Below are 17,486 nucleotides of genomic sequence, written 5' to 3'. Positions count from 1 at the left end.
TATTATATACGCTGTGGCAACACGGCGTATTTTTTTAAACTGATAAGCTGTAACCATGAGTTTTTTAAAAAACATTTTTAAGAAGAAGGAAGAAGTACCTGTTGTTGCCAGCTATGCAACGTTCTGGGCCTGGTTTGAAAAAAATGCCCCCGCATTTTACCAGGCGGTAAAAGGCGGGCGGGAAAGTATTGAAAAAGATTTTTTTGAAAAACTGACACCCAGGCTGGATGAGTTAAGGGAAGAACTGTTTTTTGTTACCGGTATGTACAATGATACAACCGCAGAACTGATCGTTACAGCTGATGGCCGGGCAAAAAATATTGTTTTTGCGGAGGAGCTGATGCAGGCTGCCCCACAATTGCCTAACTGGCGGTTTACGGCCCTGAAGCCTGCCATGCCTATTGAACATGTGAATATCAGCATGAATGGCTATGATTTTACTGCCGAAAATATTTTCTTTTATGCGAATGAGCTGCCGGCTTATCCCGATGAAATAGATATTACGATTGTACATGATGATTATACAGCAGAGAATAAAAATGAGATATCGGGCGGTGTATACCTGTTCCTGGATAATTACCTGGGTGAACTTGATTTTCTCGAGAATATAGACCACCTGGATTTTGCCACCAGGCAGGATGCCAAACAGGAGCTGATCCCTATTGGTAAACTAAAGGACTTTTTAATATGGCGTCAAAAGGAGTTTGTGGAGAAGTATGCGGGCATGCGGCACCAGACACAAAATGATAACTACTCAGTAATGGAAGGCCAGCTGCAAAGCGGCAATAAATTACTGGCGGTCATCAATACCGACCTGTTGAACTGGGATAGTAAGGCCTCGCATCCCTGGATGGCCATCCTGGTCATCAAATACAAAGGGGGAGAGAACGGGTTTCCCAATGCGGATGATTATGAAGAACTGAACGTTATTGAAGACAGGTTGATGCAGCAGCTGGTGGATGCCGACGGCTACCTGAACATCGGGCGTCAAACCGCCAATAACGAAAGAGAGATATTCTTTGCCTGTAAAGACTTCAGAAAACCTGTCCGGTTATTTGATGAAGTGAAACAACAGTATAAAGACCGGTTTGAGGTGGAAATTGAAATATTTAAGGATAAATACTGGCAGTCGGTGGAAAGGTTTAATAATTAACAAATGACAATGGATAGTTTACAATGGACAATTGGCAATAAGCAATATTGAGTGATGAATGAAAACCGGTTTCATTCATCACTCAATATTCATCATTCTTACAATCTACAAGGAAAGATTTTCATAAATAACTGCAGCACCTTGGCCCACACCTACACACATAGTAGCTAAACCATAACGTGCTTTGCGGCGTTGAAGTTCGTATAATAAAGTGGTGGAGATACGTACACCGCTGCAACCCAGAGGGTGACCAATGGCAATGGCGCCACCGTTTACATTTACTTTATCAGGATTGATGTTTAAGTCACGTATACAGGCGATAGACTGGGCGGCAAAAGCTTCGTTCAGTTCAAACAGGTCAATATCCTCTATTTTTAAACCGGCACGCTGTAAGGCTTTTTGTGTAGCCGGTATGGGACCAATACCCATAATGGCAGGATCTACACCGGCAACAGCCATCGCCACTATCCTTGCCATAGGTTTTAACCGGTATTTTTCTACAGCCGATTGACTGGCCAGTAACATGGCGGCAGCACCATCATTAATACCGGCGGCATTACCGGCGGTTACAGTACCGTCTTTTATAAAAGCAGGTTTTAGCGCGGCTAATTTTTCAATAGTTGTCTGACGGGGATGTTCGTCCGTATCCACTACCTGTGTATCACCTTTGGCGCCGGTAATGGTAACGGGGCAAATTTCCTTTGGCCACTTGCCGGCTTTGTGCGCTTCCATATATTTCAGCTGCGAATTATAGGCAAAAATGTCCTGGTCTTCGCGGCTTATATTCCATTGCTTCGCTACATTTTCAGCGGTTTCGCCCATACTGTAAGGATGGTATTGTTCAGCCAGTTTTTTATTAATAAAACGCCAGCCCAGGGTAGTGTCGAATGTTTCCTGTGTGCGTTGAAATGCCTGTGTGGGTTTGGCCGTAACAAAAGGGGCCCGGCTCATGCTTTCTACGCCGGCGGCGATAACCAGTTCGGCATCACCACATTTAACCTGGCGGGCTGCATCCATAATGGCCTGTAAGCCCGATGCGCATAAGCGGTTCACGGTATTACCAGCCACGGTTACGGGCAAACCGGCCAGCAGGGCGGCCATGCGGGCTACATTGCGGTTATCCTCCCCCGATTGGTTGGCGGCACCGGCAATAATATCTTCAATCGCATTTACATCAATACTTTCCTGGCGTTGCACTATTTCCTTTATCACGGTAGCTAACAGGTCATCGGGGCGTACACTGCTTAAAACACCGCCATAACGTCCAATGGCAGTACGGGTACAGTCTACAACAAAAGCATCTTGCATAGTAATCGTTATTTGTAATGTACAAAGATAGGCAGATAGAGAAGGATGTATGATTTGTTGATTTGCGATTTAAGATTTATGATTTGAGGAATGATGAATTATAAATGAGTGAATTGCTCATTATCAATTACTTATTGTCCATTGTTACTTGTCAATTGTCCATTGTTGTTGTTACGGTTCATAATACTCACACCGCTGTTGTATCTTTGCAGTTATGAAAAGCGGGAAGCAAAATATCAGGCATTTTACTTTGCCTGAGCTGGAGGTTTATTTTGAGGAGTTGGGCGAGAAGAAGTTTCGCGCTAAACAGGTGTATGAATGGATATGGACCAAACAGGTGCATAGCATAGAGGAAATGACCAACCTGAGCAAAGAGCTTCGCCAGAAACTGAATGATAATTTTACTTTACCCGCCTTAGTGATCAACAGTACCCAGTATTCGGCTGACGGTACGGTTAAATCGAGCTTTAAGACCTTTGACGGTCACTTGGTGGAAGGGGTGCTGATCCCGACTGAAAACAGGGTAACGGCCTGTGTGTCATCACAGATCGGCTGTTCGCTGAGTTGTAAGTTTTGTGCTACGGGCTATATTGACCGGAAAAGGAACCTTGATTTTGATGAGATCTATGACCAGGTAGTACTGATCAACAGGCAAAGCGAAAAGATATATGGAAAAAAGCTGACCAATATCGTATTCATGGGTATGGGTGAGCCCTTGCTGAATTATAAAAACGTATTGAAGTCTATTGAGCGGATCACAGCCCCGGACGGTTTAGGTATGAGTCCCAGGCGGATCACGGTGTCCACCGCGGGTGTAGCCAAGATGATCCGGCAATTAGGTGATGATAAAGTGAAATTTAAACTGGCTTTGTCCCTGCATGCGGCCAATGATACCAAGCGTCACGATATTATGCCGATCAATGACAGTAATAATATCAAATCGCTGATCGAAGCCCTGAACTATTTTTATAAACAGACCAAGAACGAGATTACTTTCGAGTATATTTTATTTAATAACCTGAATGACAGTATCCAGGATGCGGACGAGCTCACAAAAATATACCGCCAGGTTCCTGCTGACCTGGTAAATATTATAGAGTACAATCCCATTGAGTTTGCCCAGTTTGCCAAGCCTGATGAAGATAAGGTAGCGGTATTTATGAAACACCTGGAAAAGAACCGGGTAAATGCGCACTTACGACGCAGCCGCGGTAAGGATATTGATGCGGCTTGCGGCCAGTTGGCCAATAAAAACTAAATGTTAAGCTTTTTAACTACGGCACCCGCTTATCCGCTGTTTCAGCCTTTAACAATTTGTTGGTAATAGCCGTTAAACCCCGGCTTCCTGTTGCGGTCTTATAACTGTTCATATAATTATAAACAGGGTGTTAAGCCTTTGCTTGCAACAGACACCACAAATAAGTTTACCATGAAGAAATTATCATTCGTAGCAATCATTGCATTGGCTGTATCATTAAGCGCATCAGCACAGGAAGTACCTAACCGTCCCCGTGGCGAATACAGGGCCAAACACCGCACCGGCGCGGCAGCTTATGGCAAAGACCTGAACCTGACTGAAGATCAGAAAGCTAAGTTTAAATCATTAAACGAAGCCCAGCGTAATGAACTGGCGGCTTTACAAAAACAGGACAATATATCCGTAAAGGAAAGCCGTGAAAAGCGCACCGCCATTATGGATTCGTATAAAACTAAACGTGATGCAATTTTAACCAGCGAGCAGAAAGCAATGGTAGAAAAGAAGCAGGCGGAACGTACAGCGGCTCCCCGTAAAAGAGCTGAGCAGGGCGCAGCGAGAATGGAACAGGAGCTGAACCTTACGCCTGAACAAAAAACAAAACTGCAGGAAAGCAGGAAAATGAATGGTGAAAAAGTAAAAGCCATCCGTGATAACCAGGCATTGACTGCAGAGCAAAAGAAAGCGGAGTTGCAAAAAGTAAGAGAAGAACAACAGGCTTCCATGAAGTCTATCCTGACAACCGAGCAGTACAATAAAATGGAATCGCAAAAAGCGCAGTTTAAAAAAGGCGAACACAAAAGAAGTAAAGGGCCAAGAGGCGGGAAAAAAGTGGCGCAGACAGTGTAAGTAGCTAGTGGTGTTTTTTTGAAATAAAAAACGGCCTTCGCTTTGCGGAGGCCGTTTGCTTTTATTTTGTTATAACAACAGTACCCCATTCGTCACTCACCGGCACATAACCGATCTGGTGTTGCGCACAATATTCCCGCACCGCCTGTTTGGCACCGCCATAGTGTTTATTATTATAATCGTGGATAAAAATATAACCGCCTTTGCTTAACCTGGGGTAAAAATAAACCAGTCCCTGGTAAATAGGTTCATAGAGATCGGCATCCAGGGAAACAAAACAAAATTTTTCTTCCAGGCCGTTTAAAGAAGCCGGGAATCGTCCCTGTTTAATGATACAATTATTTTTATTGACCATTTTGCTTAAGACCAGTTCGGTAGAAGTGTTGCTGAAATCCTGGTTGCCTTCTCCAAAGTTCTTGGCCTGTTCAATGGCTGTATCGTTTTTATCAAAGCCCTCAAAAGTATCAAAGAGGTAAAGCTTTCGGTCAGGAAAAGCCTGGTTGATATATTTGGCAAAATCGCCACGGTATACACCCACTTCTGCCGTTTCACCCGGCACTTTATTTTCGATGATCTCACGAACGGCCAGTTCAAACGTGCTGATGCGGATATAATTACCGGTCTGCGGCACGGGCAGTTTACGTTCATCCGTTAAGGCCGCCATTTTATAGTCAACAATCACTTTGCCGTTTAGTAAGGAACGGAGGAATGAAAAATATTTTTTCACTTGGTTGTTTTATGTAGAATAACCTGGTTTAAAAAGGCCCGAAGCTAAACATTTGCGATCAGGGCTAAAAATTCTGCTTCGGAAATTATATTCACCGTATTGATCTTTTTTGCTTTCTCCAGTTTGCTGCCGGCATCTTCACCCACTACCAGGTAATTGAGTTTAGCGCTTACGCCGCTTAATAATTTACCCCCTTTTGCTTCGGCCATAGCTTCTGCGTCGCTACGTTTTAAAGTAGGCAGGGTGCCGGTAAATAAAAATGTTTTACCGCTTAAGCCCCCGCTAACAGGCGCGGAACGCTTATCGTTCACCATGTTTAACCCCAGTGTTTCCAGTTCTTTGAGCATGGCAATATTATCGGCATTGCTGAAAAAATGGACGATGCTACCTGCTACTTTAGGGCCAATATCTTCCAGGGTAAGCAACTGTTCCTGTGTGTACTGTTGCAGGTCCAGCAAATGACTAACCGTATTGGCCAGGGTTTTGGCGGTTGTTTCGCCTACAAAGCGGATGCCCAGGCCAAATATCAGGCGGTGTAAAGGTTGGGATTTAGAAGCCAGGATGGCCTGCTGCATATTTTCAATGGAACGTTTGCCAAACCCTTCCCAGTTGCCGATCACGTTAAAATCAAGGTTATAAATACCGGGAATATCTTTCAGTAAGCCGGCCGCATTGAACTTGCGTACATTGGCCTCACCAAAACCACGGATATCCATAGCATCTTTGCTCACAAAATGTATGATACGTTCCACTACCTGTGCAGGACATTCAATATTTACACAGCGCCACACTGCTTCTTCCTGTTCCTTAAATAATTGTCCGCTGCAAACGGGGCAAAGTTGCGGAAACACTACGGGTGTTTCATTACCGGTACGCACTTCGGCCAGTGATTTTACAATATAGGGAATTACATCACCGGCACGTTCTACCAGCACGCTGTCGCCGATCATCAGGTCTTTTTCACGGATCACTTCTTCATTGAACAGGGAGATGGATGATACGGTTACGCCGCCAATTGGTACGGGTTGTATTTTAGCCACAGGTGTAATAGCCCCTGTACGGCCAACCTGGAAAGTTACTTCCAGCAGTTTACTGGTGGCCTGGCGGGCTTTAAATTTATAGGCAATGGCCCAGCGCGGGTGGTGGGAGGTCATACCCATTTTCTCCTGCAGGGGCACATCATTTACTTTAATCACCATACCGTCTATTTCATAGGGCAGGGTATCTCTTTTTTCTTCAAAAGCATGGCAGTAATCAATAACCTCGTGTATACTGTCAAAAACTTTTTTTTCTTTTTGCGGGCTCCGGAAACCCAGGTCCCACAATAGTTCCAGCGAACCGCTATGCGTGGTTAACTGTGGTGGTACGGTTGCGCCGTCCAGTAAGGTAAAATCGCTGATATGGTATACAAATACTTCCAGGTGACGTTTTTTAATTTCACGGGAATCTTTTACCCGTAAAGTGCCGGAAGCGGCATTACGCGGGTTAGCCAGCGGCGCCAGGCCCTGGGCTACAATTTGCTCGTTGTATTTCTGAAAATTGTTTTTATTGATGAGCGCTTCGCCTCTTATCTCTACCTGCTGCAGGCCATATTGCGAAAATTTTGCGGATAGGGGAATGCTGGGTATCTGCTTCATGTTGGTGGTGATCTCATCACCTTCCACACCGTTGCCACGGGTAGCGCCGCGTACCAGCATATCATTTTCATAGATCAGGGAAATACTGCCGCCGTCAAACTTTGGTTCCACGCAATAACTGATGTTGGCAGCACCACTTAATTCCTTTGCTTTGCGGTCAAAGTCCAGCAGGTCATCGGCATTGTAGGAGTTGTCCAGCGATAACATGGGTACCAGGTGCACGGCCGTAGGAAACTCGTTGGTCAGCCCTTTTGCCACACGTTGCGTAGGCGAAGTGGGGGTAATGCTTTCGGGGTGAGCCAGCTCTAACTGCTCCAGCGTTTTAAATAACTGGTCATATTCAAAATCGGCCAGCAGCGGATCGTTTTCAATATAATACCGGTATTCATGAAAACGTAATACATCCCGCAGGGATTCAATATCGGTAAGGGCAATAGCAGCATGCTGTTGCAGGTGATCCAGTAAGGTTTTGGTGGTATGCTGTAGCTGTAGGGTCTGCTCTTTGGTAAACATAAGTGTTGCGGTTAAAGCTGTAAAGTTAAGGGCGGCCCGGATGAACGCCAATAAAAAAGCCCGTCGTATGACGGGCTTTTTTATTGGAATATTTTAAAAATTAATCTCTTTGCAGTTTGGACAACAAACGTAATATTTCCAGGTATAACCATACAATAGTTACCAGTAAACCGAAGGCACAATACCATTCCATGTATTTAGCGGCTTTTAATTCCACTCCTTTTTCAATGGTATCAAAATTCAGTAACAGGTTAAAGGCTGCCAGACCCACTACTAATATACTGAAGCCAATACCCAGTGGTGTGGCTGCATTGGTGAAAGAACCAATGGGAGAACCCATGGCCAGGAAAGTAATCCACTGAATTAAATAAAAAATAGCGATTGCTGCAGTAGCAATGGTAATAACCATTCTGAAACGACCGGTTACTTTAATAATACGGTAACGGTATATCAGGAACATCACCAGGGTTACTAATAATGTAAGGGCTACAGCCTGCATGGGTAAACCAGGGTAAGCATTATTGTACATGGCCGAAATGGCACCAACAAATAAACCTTCCAATATAGCATAGGCAGGGGCCAGGTAGTTTGACCATTGTTTTTTAAAAGCCATAACGAGTGCCAGACCCAAACCACCAAAAACGCCAACCAGCAGGTAAGGCATCATATCTTCACCACGGTTAGCCTGGCTCCAGCTGAATAAGGTAGATAAGATCATTAAACCCATCAAAATGCCAAATTTATTAAGGGTGCCGTTAACGGTCATCTCGTTACCGGTGGTCATACCTTCAAAAATGGTACCCTGGAAGCTTTTTTCCTGTAAGGTGGGGTTGCTTGATTTTAAAATTGACATAGTGTTTTATTTGGGCTTAAAGATAATGTGCTGACGGTAAAGTTCCAAACCGGCCGTTGTGCTGCAGGTTAATATCAGGCAGGTATATAGGCATTTGTTCTTACCTGGAGTTGCTCCTGGTAGTCCAATAGTTGTTTTTTTAACAAAAAATGTGTTTTTGCGGAAAGATGGGCATAGTCATTAATAGCGGTAAATAATACTTTTAAGTTTTCCTCGTAGTAAACATCCCCGGCAAAATAAACCAGTTGTTTTGAAAGATAGGATTCAAAGTTTTTCCTGACTTCTTCATTGATCTCGGTCTGGATAACCTCTGTTGCTAACAGTGAACTGACCAGTTCTTTAAACTTAAGTTCATCAGCTTCAAGCTGTGAAAAATTAGCCGTTATCTGCTCAACAGGCAAGGAATGACTAATAAACTGCAGGTTTTGGTGAAGTGTTGAACAATGCTGGTAGGACGCTTCAAAAGACTTATCGTATTCAAAAAATTGTGTGTATAACGTGATCAACCGGTTGCTGTTATTGGTACTTTTTTCCAGGTGGTGGAAATAATTAAAAATATGCAGATCGTTTGTTTTTAACTGTTCGTTTACCGCATCAATTTCAGTTTTCAGTTCCTGCTGTAATATTGTTGCATGTTTTTTCTTGTATTTCCTGCCATCATAGTCAAAAGTGGTTATATCTACATTTTTGCCGGCTATTTGCGTAAGCGTGTCAAAGTCGTTTTGCAGCGAAATGGCATCATAAACCATATTTATTTTATCAGGAGAGAATAAATACTCAAATGGCATCGGTGCTTCGGCTATGTTAACTGTTGTGCTGTCAAAATAAACCGGTGATTTATTATCATAGTAACCATTATATATGGCCGAAAAGGTATTGTTTTTGAAGTTTTGGTTAAACTGTTCAATAAAATTTTCGAGTGTATTCGTCTTTACTTCTCCCTGGTAAGTCACCTGGCTGAATATTTTTTGGCTCAGTGTCTGCTGCAGTGTTTCAATATTGGTGAAAAACCGGTTTGCCGGAGTATTATCAACCGGTATATCATTATTGCCGAGCAACTCCAGGCGTTTTACCCGGTCTTCTGTGCTTGGGTGTGAAGCCCATTGATCTTTAATGACCAGTTTGGATTTGTTATACCTGTTTAAGTCTTCAATTGTTACAACAGGCAAATCATTTACAATAGCTACTTTACTGTCTTTTGCAAAAAAATGCATCACGTAGGTTTGCTCTTTATAAATATTGGCGCTTTGCATATTGTTTACTACCTGTTCGTCGTAAAATCTTAATACGGCATTGAAAGCATGGTCGGCAAGCGATAGCCGGAGTAAGGAGCTTTTTAATGGTTGATAACCGGTTACGCCGGCGGCTATCTCGTCGGCATGGAATTCCATTTCCCTGGACAGTCCCATGTATCTTTTATTTACAATCGCGTAAAGTTTTTTTAATATCCATTGAACAAATGCGATGATGCGGACCGCTATTATGGTAAAGATGGAGAAGTAGCCGGTGATGCTGGCCCACTTTTGTACAATTTTACCGTAGGAGTCATTATCGTAAAGCATATTAAAAATAACATGATTTACATTGTAAACATAACTGCCTACTTTCATGGTACGCTGTGAAAAATGGCCAAACTCATGTGCCAGGATGGCTTTTAGTTCAGCACTTGTAACACTGTTTACCATACCAATACCTATTTGCAGGTTTTTTTTAACCGGTAAAATCATACTCCAAAAACTGGAGTCATAAAAAACGGCTGCATTGACATCGGAAGACAGGTATACCTTTTTGGGGAAATGAGTGCCTACTTCTTCCACTATATCATTAATTAACCGGAACAGTGCCGGTTCATCCTCTTGTTTTATTTCGTACAGGTGTAACCGGTCTGTTTTATGGGATGTAAAAATGAATTTAACAAGGAATATCAGTACAAGCACTCCCAGGCTGGCCAAACCCATACCCAGGATAATGGTTAACAGGCCAGGGTTATTAATAATTAATGCAAACCCGCTGTAAACACACAATGCGGTGAGACCTGTGGCCAGGGCCAGTAAAATGAGATAAGTGATAATAAAAATGACAATAGCAGCAATTGCTTTATTAGCCTGTTTTTTAAATGCGGGGCTCAGGGTGGCAACTGGTTTCGGCATGTGGATGATTCGTTGGTGTAAATTATAAAAATAGTTATGGGAACAAGATAGAAAAAATATAGAATAAATATAACAGGGTATTACACTGTTGTATTGGGTGCTTACCACTTATAGCGATATAGTTATTCGAAACTTGTAGTTTCGAATGATTATTCTATTGCCTTTGGCAATCTCGGGCATACGGCAGTTGCAGGTTTAAATTATAGCTATTCAGCTATTCGCAACCTATAGTTTCGAATGCTTATTTTATTGCTTTTGGCAAAAAAAACCTGAAAAACGATGTATATTTAAATAACCTAACCACCATTCAAAACACCATTTACCATGAGCTATGAATTTGCCGACGGATACAGGATCCGGGACCAGGCAGCCACCCATTTTCTCACTTTTACTATCATTAGCTGGATAGATATCTTTAGCAGGCAGGTTTACCGGGATATTATTGTGGATAGTTTCCGGTATTGCCAGCAACATAAAGGATTGCAAATAGGAGCCTGGGTCATGATGAGTAATCATATACATACCATATGGACGGCAAAAAATAATAACCTGAGCGATGTAATAAGGGATTTTAAAACGTTTACCAGTAAAGCCATAACGGCTGCCGTTGAAGCCACAACTGAAAGCAGGAAAGAGTGGCTGCTATACCTTTTTCGCTTTCAGGCAAAACGTACCAATGCCAATGATGAGTTCAAGGTTTGGACAGGTAATAACCACCCGGAAGAAATATACAGCGATCATTTTTTAAGAAGTAAAATCAATTACATTCATGAAAACCCTGTGAGGGCAGGTTTGGTAAAGGACCCCGGACATTACCTGTATAGCAGTGCGATGGATTATGAGGGCAAGAAGGGATTGGTTAAGATTGATTTTTTAATTTAGGAGTTATCGCCGGAGGCGATAGAATAGAGATTCGAAACTACAAGTTTCGAATTGCACTTTTTCAATCTCTCAATTATTTAAGTAGCTATTATGTCCAAAGGCTGCCGGATTGCAGCGGCATACCGACCACCGGGAGGTATACAGCGGAAAGCCGGAACAATAGCCGATCAGGGCACTGCAGCTGACAGCCCCGCCAATACATTATCAAATTACCACATGACCAAATCATCAAATGAGCCTTACTCTTCCTGGCCCATCCAGAAAGCACCGCCAACACTATCCCGTGCGGCACCTGTAACCGATGATAGTACATTACTCTCCTCGCGCCAGCGTAATACACCCATCAGGGCCATTACCAGGGCTTCCTTGTATTGCACCAGCAGGGAGTCAGGCACTACCACTTCAATATGATGCGGGGCCAGGTGCTCCTGTAATAAGCCGGTTAAAAACACATTGAAAGCGCCACCGCCGGTTACCAGCAGTTTTTTGCTTTCCTGCCCGGTTTGCAGGTTTAAGGCAATAATATTTTTAGCTATTTGTATGGCAATATGCTGCGTATAGGTATGGAGGGCATCGGCATTGGCAATGCCGGCTGCTTTTATTAAAGGATATACCGTATCGGTACCAAAACTATTGGCCAGCGATTTAGGATAGGGCTGTGCATAATAATCCAGCTGGTTCAGCTCATCTAAAAGGTTAGCGTTTAACATACCACTGGCTGCTATATTACCCCTGTCATCATACTCATAACCGGCTTCATTGGCCAGCATATTCAATACCCGGTTGGCAGGGCATACATCATAAGCGATCATGCCTGCAGCTTTCTGGCTGATATTGGCAATGCCGCCGATATTTAAAAAATAGGCATAATCGTTAAACAATAATTTTTCACCAATAGGCACTACCGGTGCGCCCTGGCCGCCAAATGCCACATCCAGCGCCCGCAGATCGGTTACCACGGGTAATTGTGTGGCGGCTGCAATAGCGGCGCCATCCCCTAACTGGGCGGTCATGCGTTTGGCAGGAATATGAAAAGTTGTATGCCCGTGCGAAGCTACCAGCCCTACTTTATAGGCCAGTCCTTTTTCGCTGATAAAGCGGTTCACCTGGCTGCCGATATAATGCCCGTACTCGGCATGTAATAACTGGTAATCCAGCGCCGAAAGCGAAACGGCCTGTTGTAATTTATTGGCCCATTCCGTGTTATAGGCATAACATACCGCCTCTTTGATCTCGTAGCTCCATTTGCCGCCGTTTTCGTGTATTTCGGCAAAAACAATATCTAATCCGTCCAGGGAACTGCCACTCATTACACCAATTGCTCTATATAACATACGAAGAATGTTGATTTTTAACTTTTACAGTTTAGATTTGCCAAAAGTAGGCAAGAAAATCAGAGAATCAGCCAGTTCATCAGAAAACCTGGGTTTGGTTAAAAGGTAATTACCGTTCTCTCACCGGCTTCTTTAAAAAATAATACAGATGGTTATTAACTTAAGCGAACAACATAGTTTGGTAAGCAATTGGGTAAGTGAACTGCGTAATGTAGATATACAGGGCGATCGTATGCGCTTTCGCCGTAACCTGGAGCGTATCGGCGAAGTGGCCGCTTATGAAATAAGCAAGGTATTACCCTTTGTTGAGCAGGAAGTACAAACGCCCATGGGTACTTCGCTGAGCAAATTAATTGCCAATCAACCGGTGCTGGCTACTATATTAAGAGCCGGTTTGCCCCTGCACCAGGGTCTGCTGAATTATTTTGACAAGGCAGATAATGCATTTATTTCGGCTTACCGCAAACACAATAAAGACGGCAGCTTTGAAATAAGCCTCGATTATATTTCCTGCCCCGAGCTGGAGAACCGGGTGATCATTGTATCCGACCCCATGCTGGCCACAGGTTCTTCCCTGGTAAAAACTATCAGTTACCTGCGTAACGAAGGCCACCCGAAAGAAATACATATTGTAGCGGCTATTGCCTGCACGGTGGGTATTGAATATGTAAAACGCGAAGAGCCTTCCGTAACCATCTGGTGTGGCGATATTGATGATGAGCTGACTGCCAAGGGTTATATTGTACCCGGGCTGGGCGATGCCGGCGACCTGGCATTTGGCGAAAAAGTACAGATGTAGATCGATCAGATAATTTCCAGGGCGTGTCCCCGGCAACTACTTTCCCAGGCGTATAATACATGCGGGGCCGGGCTGTTATGGGGTCCGCTGCGCTCCCGTGCTGCGGCTATGCCTGCGCACCGCCCCGTTTTGCGGGGCGCCCGCCACATCCCTCACGCAGATCAGTTATTAATGATAAGTTTGGTTTTAAAAATGTTAAACCGGGGTTTTCGTAGGTTGTTCACTACAATTCCTGTTTAAATTACAGGCATAAACTGCCAACTGCATGAAAATTATTTTTAGTTTACTGACTATTATTTTTTGCAGCAACCTGCCTGCACAAAACCTTACCGGTGTATGGATACAGGAGTTTGGAGGGGAGAATGCCCGCCTGGTCATTGCTAAAATTGACGGTCATTATATCGGTTATACCTACGACGAAGGCGGGGGCAGTTTTTGCAAGGCTAATTTTACCGGCAATTTCGATAGCAGCCGGCAAAAGTTAAAAGGTATTAATACCAGTTTTATTGATAAAGGATTTATGCATACACTATCGCGTTATAACCTTAATTACGAAAAAGGACGGGATGGTGCCGAATACCTGAAGGGTAACCTTTTCCCTAAAGGAGTAGGCATGATGGTACTGAGTTTCGGCATGCCTAAGTTTATACGGTATAAAAAATTAACTGATGTTGTAACGGATACCACAGAACTGATGCAGGCCAAAATAACCGCTTTACAAAACGATTCATTAATAACGGCCAATACCTTTCAAAACAGGCCGGTGGCTGTAACAGATACCGCCATTACAGTAAAGACAATAATTGACACCCCGGTTCCGGCTGCTATTATGCAGGCCAAAACCGAGCGCAGGGCAGATACCTTAACCACCATCCGTACTGCTGCAGAAACCATTACCATTAAAATAATGGATAACGGGGTGGTAGATGGCGATACCATCAGCATTTTATACAATGGCAAAATACTGGTGAGCAACCTGGGGGTAAAACTGGAGCCCGCTGTGTTTACACTGGATATTGCAGCGGATAATAGTGTACATGAAATTACCATGATTGCCCATAACCTGGGCTCTATACCGCCTAATACCGCCCTGGTAATAATTGAGGCAGATGATAAAACCTACCGTTTCACAGCTTCTACCGATCTGCAGCGGAACAGTGTTTTACTGGTATTACACGATAAAGACAAACCGTAAATAAAATTTTGCTTTATTGTTGGCCTAAATTCTTCCATCTTTGCAGACCGGCAAAAGCGCAGAACAATTCCTGTCTTTTGTTGTTGATATTTTTTACCATCAATTTTAGTATTTATATATCCAGGCATGATACATTTTGAACGATTTACATTAGATAACGGGTTGAAAGTAATTGTACACGAGGATAACTCCACGCCTATGGCAGTGGTAAACATCATGTACAATGTAGGCGCCCGTGACGAGGACCCGGAAAAAACAGGCTTTGCACATTTATTTGAACATTTAATGTTCGGCGGCTCGGTTAATATTGAAGACTATGACGAGCCCCTGCAAATGGCCGGCGGTGAGAACAACGCCTATACCACCAACGATCTTACCAACTACTATATCCAATTGCCTTCACAAAACCTGGAAACGGCCTTCTGGCTGGAGAGCGACAGGATGTTATCACTGGCTTTCAGCGAAAAAAGCCTGGAAGTACAACGTAAGGTAGTGACCGAAGAGTTTAAGGAGCACTATATCAACAAGCCTTACGGCGATGTATGGGAAAAACTGCGTAACCTGGCTTTTACCACGCACCCCTATAAATGGCAAACCATTGGTAAGGAACTGTCGCATATTGAAAATGCACAGCTACAGGATGTAAAAGACTTTTTTGCCAAATATTATACGCCTGTAAATGCTATTATGGTGGTAGCGGGGAATATTACCGTGCCGCAGGTAAAAGCACTGGCCGAAGAATGGTTTGGCGATATACCTTCAGGCACGCCTTACCATAGAAATTTACCACAGGAGCCCAAACAGACCAGTGCCCGCAGGCTGGAAGTAAAAGCCGATGTACCGGTTAATGCATTTTATAAAGTATGGCATATGCCCGAAAGGCTGGATCCTGCTTATCATGCCATTGACCTGCTGACCGATATTTTAGGCGGTGGTGCATCCAGCCGCCTGCACCAGGCCCTGGTAAAGGAGCAACAGTTGTTTACCAATATTGATTGTTACCATTTTGGACATAGCGATGCCGGCCTGGCCGTTATTAGCGGACGCCTGGTGAACGGTGTAACCTTTGAAGTGGCAGAAGCTGCAGTAGAGCTGATACTGGACAAAGTGCGCACGCAAAAGATTGATGAAAAGGAACTGGAAAAAGTAAAGAATAAAACGGAAAGCCTCATGGCCTTTGAAGATATGAGCGTGATGAGCCGTGCCAATAGCCTGGCCTATTACGAGTTGTTGGGCGATGCCGGTTTAATGAACCAGGAACTGGGTAAATATGCCGCGGTAACCAGCGCCGACCTGTTACAACAGGCACAGACCATTTTTACGCAGGACAACAGCAGTACCCTGTACTATATTGCCGAGCCTAAATAACCACCCCGTTTTTAAAACATACAAGAATAAAATATTTACAATGCCCGATAGAAGTGTTGCCCCGAAGATTGTTGATGCTATTGACTTTGAGCTGCAGTTAAAGCCTTACGAAAAATTAGTTTTAAAAAATGGTGTGGAAGTGTACACCATTAATGCCGGTGCCGAAGATGTGCTGCAACTGGAATGTGTTTTTTATGCCGGCAACTGGATGGAGGAACAGCCTTTAGTGGCCGCTACCGCCAATTATTTATTAAAAAGCGGTACCACCAAACACAATGCCTTCCGCCTGAATGAATATATTGATTATTACGGTGCATTTTTAAACAGGGCCTGTTATAACGAAACGGCTACGCTTACGTTAAGCACGCTGACCAAACACCTGCCCCAGTTATTACCGGTAGTAAAAGACATACTCACCGATGCGCAAATGCCGGATACGGAACTGGACCTGTACAAACAAACCATGAAACAGCGTTTGCAGGTAAACCTTAAAAAGAGCGATTTTGTAGCCGGACGTTTAATAGATACCTATCTTTTTGGTGAGCAGCATCCCTACGGACGTTTTACCCGTGAAGAAAGTTTTGATCAGCTGGACCGGGATACCTTATTAAAATTTTATAAAAAATATTACCAGCAGGGTAAACTGATACTGTTTGTTGCCGGCCGTCTGCCTGCTAACCTGGAGCAGTTGTTAAACGATTGTTTCGGCGACCTGCAGGTGCAGCCTGTAACGGTTTCTCCTATTACCATTCAACCCGCAACAGAAAAAAAATACCGTATCAATAACGATGCAAACAGTGTGCAGGGCTCCGTTCGCCTGGCCAGGCCTTTCCCTAACCGTAAAGATCCTGACTTTACACCGGCACAGGTATTGAACACTGTATTCGGAGGCTTCTTCGGTTCCCGTTTAATGAGCAATATACGCGAGGAAAAAGGGTATACTTATGGCATTGGCAGTTATTTGATGAACCATTTACAGCAAAATGCCTGGATGATCAGTACAGAGGCTGGAAAAGATGTTTGCGAAGCAACAATTACAGAAGTGTATAAGGAAATGCAATTGTTGCGGGAAGAACTGGTGGATGATGAAGAATTATTACTGGTAAAAAATTACCTGCTTGGCTCTATACTCGGCGACCTGGATGGCCCTTTCCAGATCATCGGCCGCTGGAAAAATGTAGTGCTGCATGGCCTGGAGCATGATTACTTTCAAAAATCCATTCAAACCATTAAAAGTATAACACCCGAACAGTTGCGTGAGCTGGCGAATAAATACTTACAACCTAAAGATTTTTATGAACTGGTAGTGGTGTAATGTTAGCCATTACTCATGTTTCAATATTTAGTTATCATGGCTCGTATTTTACGGGCCATGATTGTTTAGTGGCCGATCGTTGGTTCGTGAGACACGAACCATGGCTCAAAGTATAACACCCGAACAGTTGCGTGAGCTGGCGAATAAA

At 43.7% G+C, this 17,486-nt stretch carries 14 protein-coding genes; 8 read left to right on the top strand and 6 right to left on the bottom strand.

Annotated features, from left to right (window positions below; all coding sequences use genetic code 11):
* Positions 1-55: 55 nt before the first annotated feature.
* The gene (locus ACFS6H_RS02455) at positions 56-1,153 is read left to right on the top strand and encodes a DUF695 domain-containing protein (protein ID WP_386094868.1); all 1,098 of its coding nucleotides are present in this window, start codon (positions 56-58) and stop codon (positions 1,151-1,153) included.
* Between the two features lie 105 nt (positions 1,154-1,258).
* Here ACFS6H_RS02455 and ACFS6H_RS02450 read toward each other — a convergent pair whose 3' ends face one another.
* Positions 1,259-2,461, bottom strand: coding sequence for a thiolase family protein (locus ACFS6H_RS02450; protein WP_386094866.1), 1,203 nt, complete (start codon positions 2,459-2,461; stop codon positions 1,259-1,261).
* Between the two features lie 214 nt (positions 2,462-2,675).
* Between ACFS6H_RS02450 and rlmN the strand changes: the two genes are divergently transcribed.
* Together rlmN and ACFS6H_RS02440 are read left to right on the top strand one after the other, a co-directional pair.
* Positions 2,676-3,719 carry a 23S rRNA (adenine(2503)-C(2))-methyltransferase RlmN gene (gene rlmN / locus ACFS6H_RS02445; protein WP_386094864.1) on the top strand — a complete coding sequence of 348 codons (1,044 nt, stop codon included), beginning with the start codon at positions 2,676-2,678 and terminating at the stop codon, positions 3,717-3,719.
* A 171-nt stretch (positions 3,720-3,890) separates the two neighbouring features.
* Positions 3,891-4,565 (top strand): hypothetical protein, encoded by a 675-nt coding sequence (locus tag ACFS6H_RS02440; RefSeq protein WP_386094862.1) that lies wholly within the window; start codon positions 3,891-3,893, stop codon positions 4,563-4,565.
* Positions 4,566-4,626: 61 nt separating this feature from the next.
* On the opposite strand, the gene ACFS6H_RS02435 is transcribed toward ACFS6H_RS02440, so the two are convergent.
* From ACFS6H_RS02435 to ACFS6H_RS02420, 4 genes are all read right to left on the bottom strand, one after another.
* The gene (locus tag ACFS6H_RS02435) at positions 4,627-5,292 is read right to left on the bottom strand and encodes a TylF/MycF/NovP-related O-methyltransferase (RefSeq protein WP_386094860.1); all 666 of its coding nucleotides are present in this window, start codon (positions 5,290-5,292) and stop codon (positions 4,627-4,629) included.
* A gap of 44 nt (positions 5,293-5,336) precedes the next feature.
* Complete coding sequence (gene ligA / locus ACFS6H_RS02430; protein WP_386094858.1) at positions 5,337-7,442, bottom strand: NAD-dependent DNA ligase LigA; 2,106 nt, start codon at positions 7,440-7,442, stop codon at positions 5,337-5,339.
* A 100-nt stretch (positions 7,443-7,542) separates the two neighbouring features.
* A complete protein-coding gene (locus ACFS6H_RS02425) occupies positions 7,543-8,295 on the bottom strand; it encodes a Bax inhibitor-1/YccA family protein (RefSeq protein WP_386094856.1) in 753 nt (250 codons plus the stop codon).
* Between the two features lie 74 nt (positions 8,296-8,369).
* Positions 8,370-10,445: a M48 family metalloprotease gene (locus ACFS6H_RS02420; RefSeq protein ID WP_386094854.1), complete on the bottom strand. Its 2,076-nt coding sequence runs from the start codon at positions 10,443-10,445 to the stop codon at positions 8,370-8,372.
* Between the two features lie 324 nt (positions 10,446-10,769).
* Between ACFS6H_RS02420 and ACFS6H_RS02415 the strand changes: the two genes are divergently transcribed.
* Positions 10,770-11,327 carry an REP-associated tyrosine transposase gene (locus ACFS6H_RS02415; RefSeq protein WP_386094852.1) on the top strand — a complete coding sequence of 186 codons (558 nt, stop codon included), beginning with the start codon at positions 10,770-10,772 and terminating at the stop codon, positions 11,325-11,327.
* 239 nt (positions 11,328-11,566) lie between these two features.
* Here the strand turns inward: ACFS6H_RS02415 and ACFS6H_RS02410 are convergent, their stop codons facing one another.
* Positions 11,567-12,661, bottom strand: coding sequence for an anhydro-N-acetylmuramic acid kinase (locus ACFS6H_RS02410; protein WP_386094850.1), 1,095 nt, complete (start codon positions 12,659-12,661; stop codon positions 11,567-11,569).
* 148 nt (positions 12,662-12,809) lie between these two features.
* Here ACFS6H_RS02410 and upp point away from each other — a divergent pair, with 148 nt between their 5' ends.
* From upp to ACFS6H_RS02390, 4 genes are all read left to right on the top strand, one after another.
* On the top strand, positions 12,810-13,460 hold the full coding sequence (gene upp / locus ACFS6H_RS02405) for a uracil phosphoribosyltransferase (RefSeq protein ID WP_386094848.1): 651 nt from the start codon (positions 12,810-12,812) through the stop codon (positions 13,458-13,460).
* A gap of 265 nt (positions 13,461-13,725) precedes the next feature.
* A complete protein-coding gene (locus ACFS6H_RS02400; RefSeq protein ID WP_386094847.1) occupies positions 13,726-14,655 on the top strand; it encodes a hypothetical protein in 930 nt (309 codons plus the stop codon).
* A gap of 126 nt (positions 14,656-14,781) precedes the next feature.
* On the top strand, positions 14,782-16,023 hold the full coding sequence (locus ACFS6H_RS02395; protein ID WP_386094845.1) for a M16 family metallopeptidase: 1,242 nt from the start codon (positions 14,782-14,784) through the stop codon (positions 16,021-16,023).
* 40 nt (positions 16,024-16,063) lie between these two features.
* The gene (locus tag ACFS6H_RS02390) at positions 16,064-17,338 is read left to right on the top strand and encodes a M16 family metallopeptidase (RefSeq protein WP_386094843.1); all 1,275 of its coding nucleotides are present in this window, start codon (positions 16,064-16,066) and stop codon (positions 17,336-17,338) included.
* The last annotated feature ends 148 nt before the right edge of the window (positions 17,339-17,486 follow it).

The sequence above is a fragment of the Terrimonas rubra genome (genome assembly GCF_042686025.1).
Classification (GTDB): Bacteria; Bacteroidota; Bacteroidia; order Chitinophagales; family Chitinophagaceae; genus Terrimonas; species Terrimonas rubra.
The sequence above is the reverse complement of the archived record's forward strand: the minus strand, read 5'-3'. Positions and strand labels throughout refer to the sequence as shown.

Bases quoted from the DNA above. Each gene is read 5' to 3' on its own strand.
- ACFS6H_RS02455 (WP_386094868.1), top strand. From the start codon at position 56: ATGAGTTTTTTAAAAAACATTTTTAAGAAGAAGGAAGAAGTACCTGTT.
- ACFS6H_RS02450 (WP_386094866.1), bottom strand. From the start codon at position 2,461: ATGCAAGATGCTTTTGTTGTAGACTGTACCCGTACTGCCATTGGACGT.
- rlmN (WP_386094864.1), top strand. From the start codon at position 2,676: ATGAAAAGCGGGAAGCAAAATATCAGGCATTTTACTTTGCCTGAGCTG.
- ACFS6H_RS02440 (WP_386094862.1), top strand. From the start codon at position 3,891: ATGAAGAAATTATCATTCGTAGCAATCATTGCATTGGCTGTATCATTA.
- ligA (WP_386094858.1), bottom strand. From the start codon at position 7,442: ATGTTTACCAAAGAGCAGACCCTACAGCTACAGCATACCACCAAAACC.
- ACFS6H_RS02425 (WP_386094856.1), bottom strand. From the start codon at position 8,295: ATGTCAATTTTAAAATCAAGCAACCCCACCTTACAGGAAAAAAGCTTC.
- ACFS6H_RS02420 (WP_386094854.1), bottom strand. From the start codon at position 10,445: ATGCCGAAACCAGTTGCCACCCTGAGCCCCGCATTTAAAAAACAGGCT.
- ACFS6H_RS02415 (WP_386094852.1), top strand. From the start codon at position 10,770: ATGAGCTATGAATTTGCCGACGGATACAGGATCCGGGACCAGGCAGCC.
- ACFS6H_RS02410 (WP_386094850.1), bottom strand. From the start codon at position 12,661: ATGTTATATAGAGCAATTGGTGTAATGAGTGGCAGTTCCCTGGACGGA.
- upp (WP_386094848.1), top strand. From the start codon at position 12,810: ATGGTTATTAACTTAAGCGAACAACATAGTTTGGTAAGCAATTGGGTA.
- ACFS6H_RS02400 (WP_386094847.1), top strand. From the start codon at position 13,726: ATGAAAATTATTTTTAGTTTACTGACTATTATTTTTTGCAGCAACCTG.
- ACFS6H_RS02395 (WP_386094845.1), top strand. From the start codon at position 14,782: ATGATACATTTTGAACGATTTACATTAGATAACGGGTTGAAAGTAATT.
- ACFS6H_RS02390 (WP_386094843.1), top strand. From the start codon at position 16,064: ATGCCCGATAGAAGTGTTGCCCCGAAGATTGTTGATGCTATTGACTTT.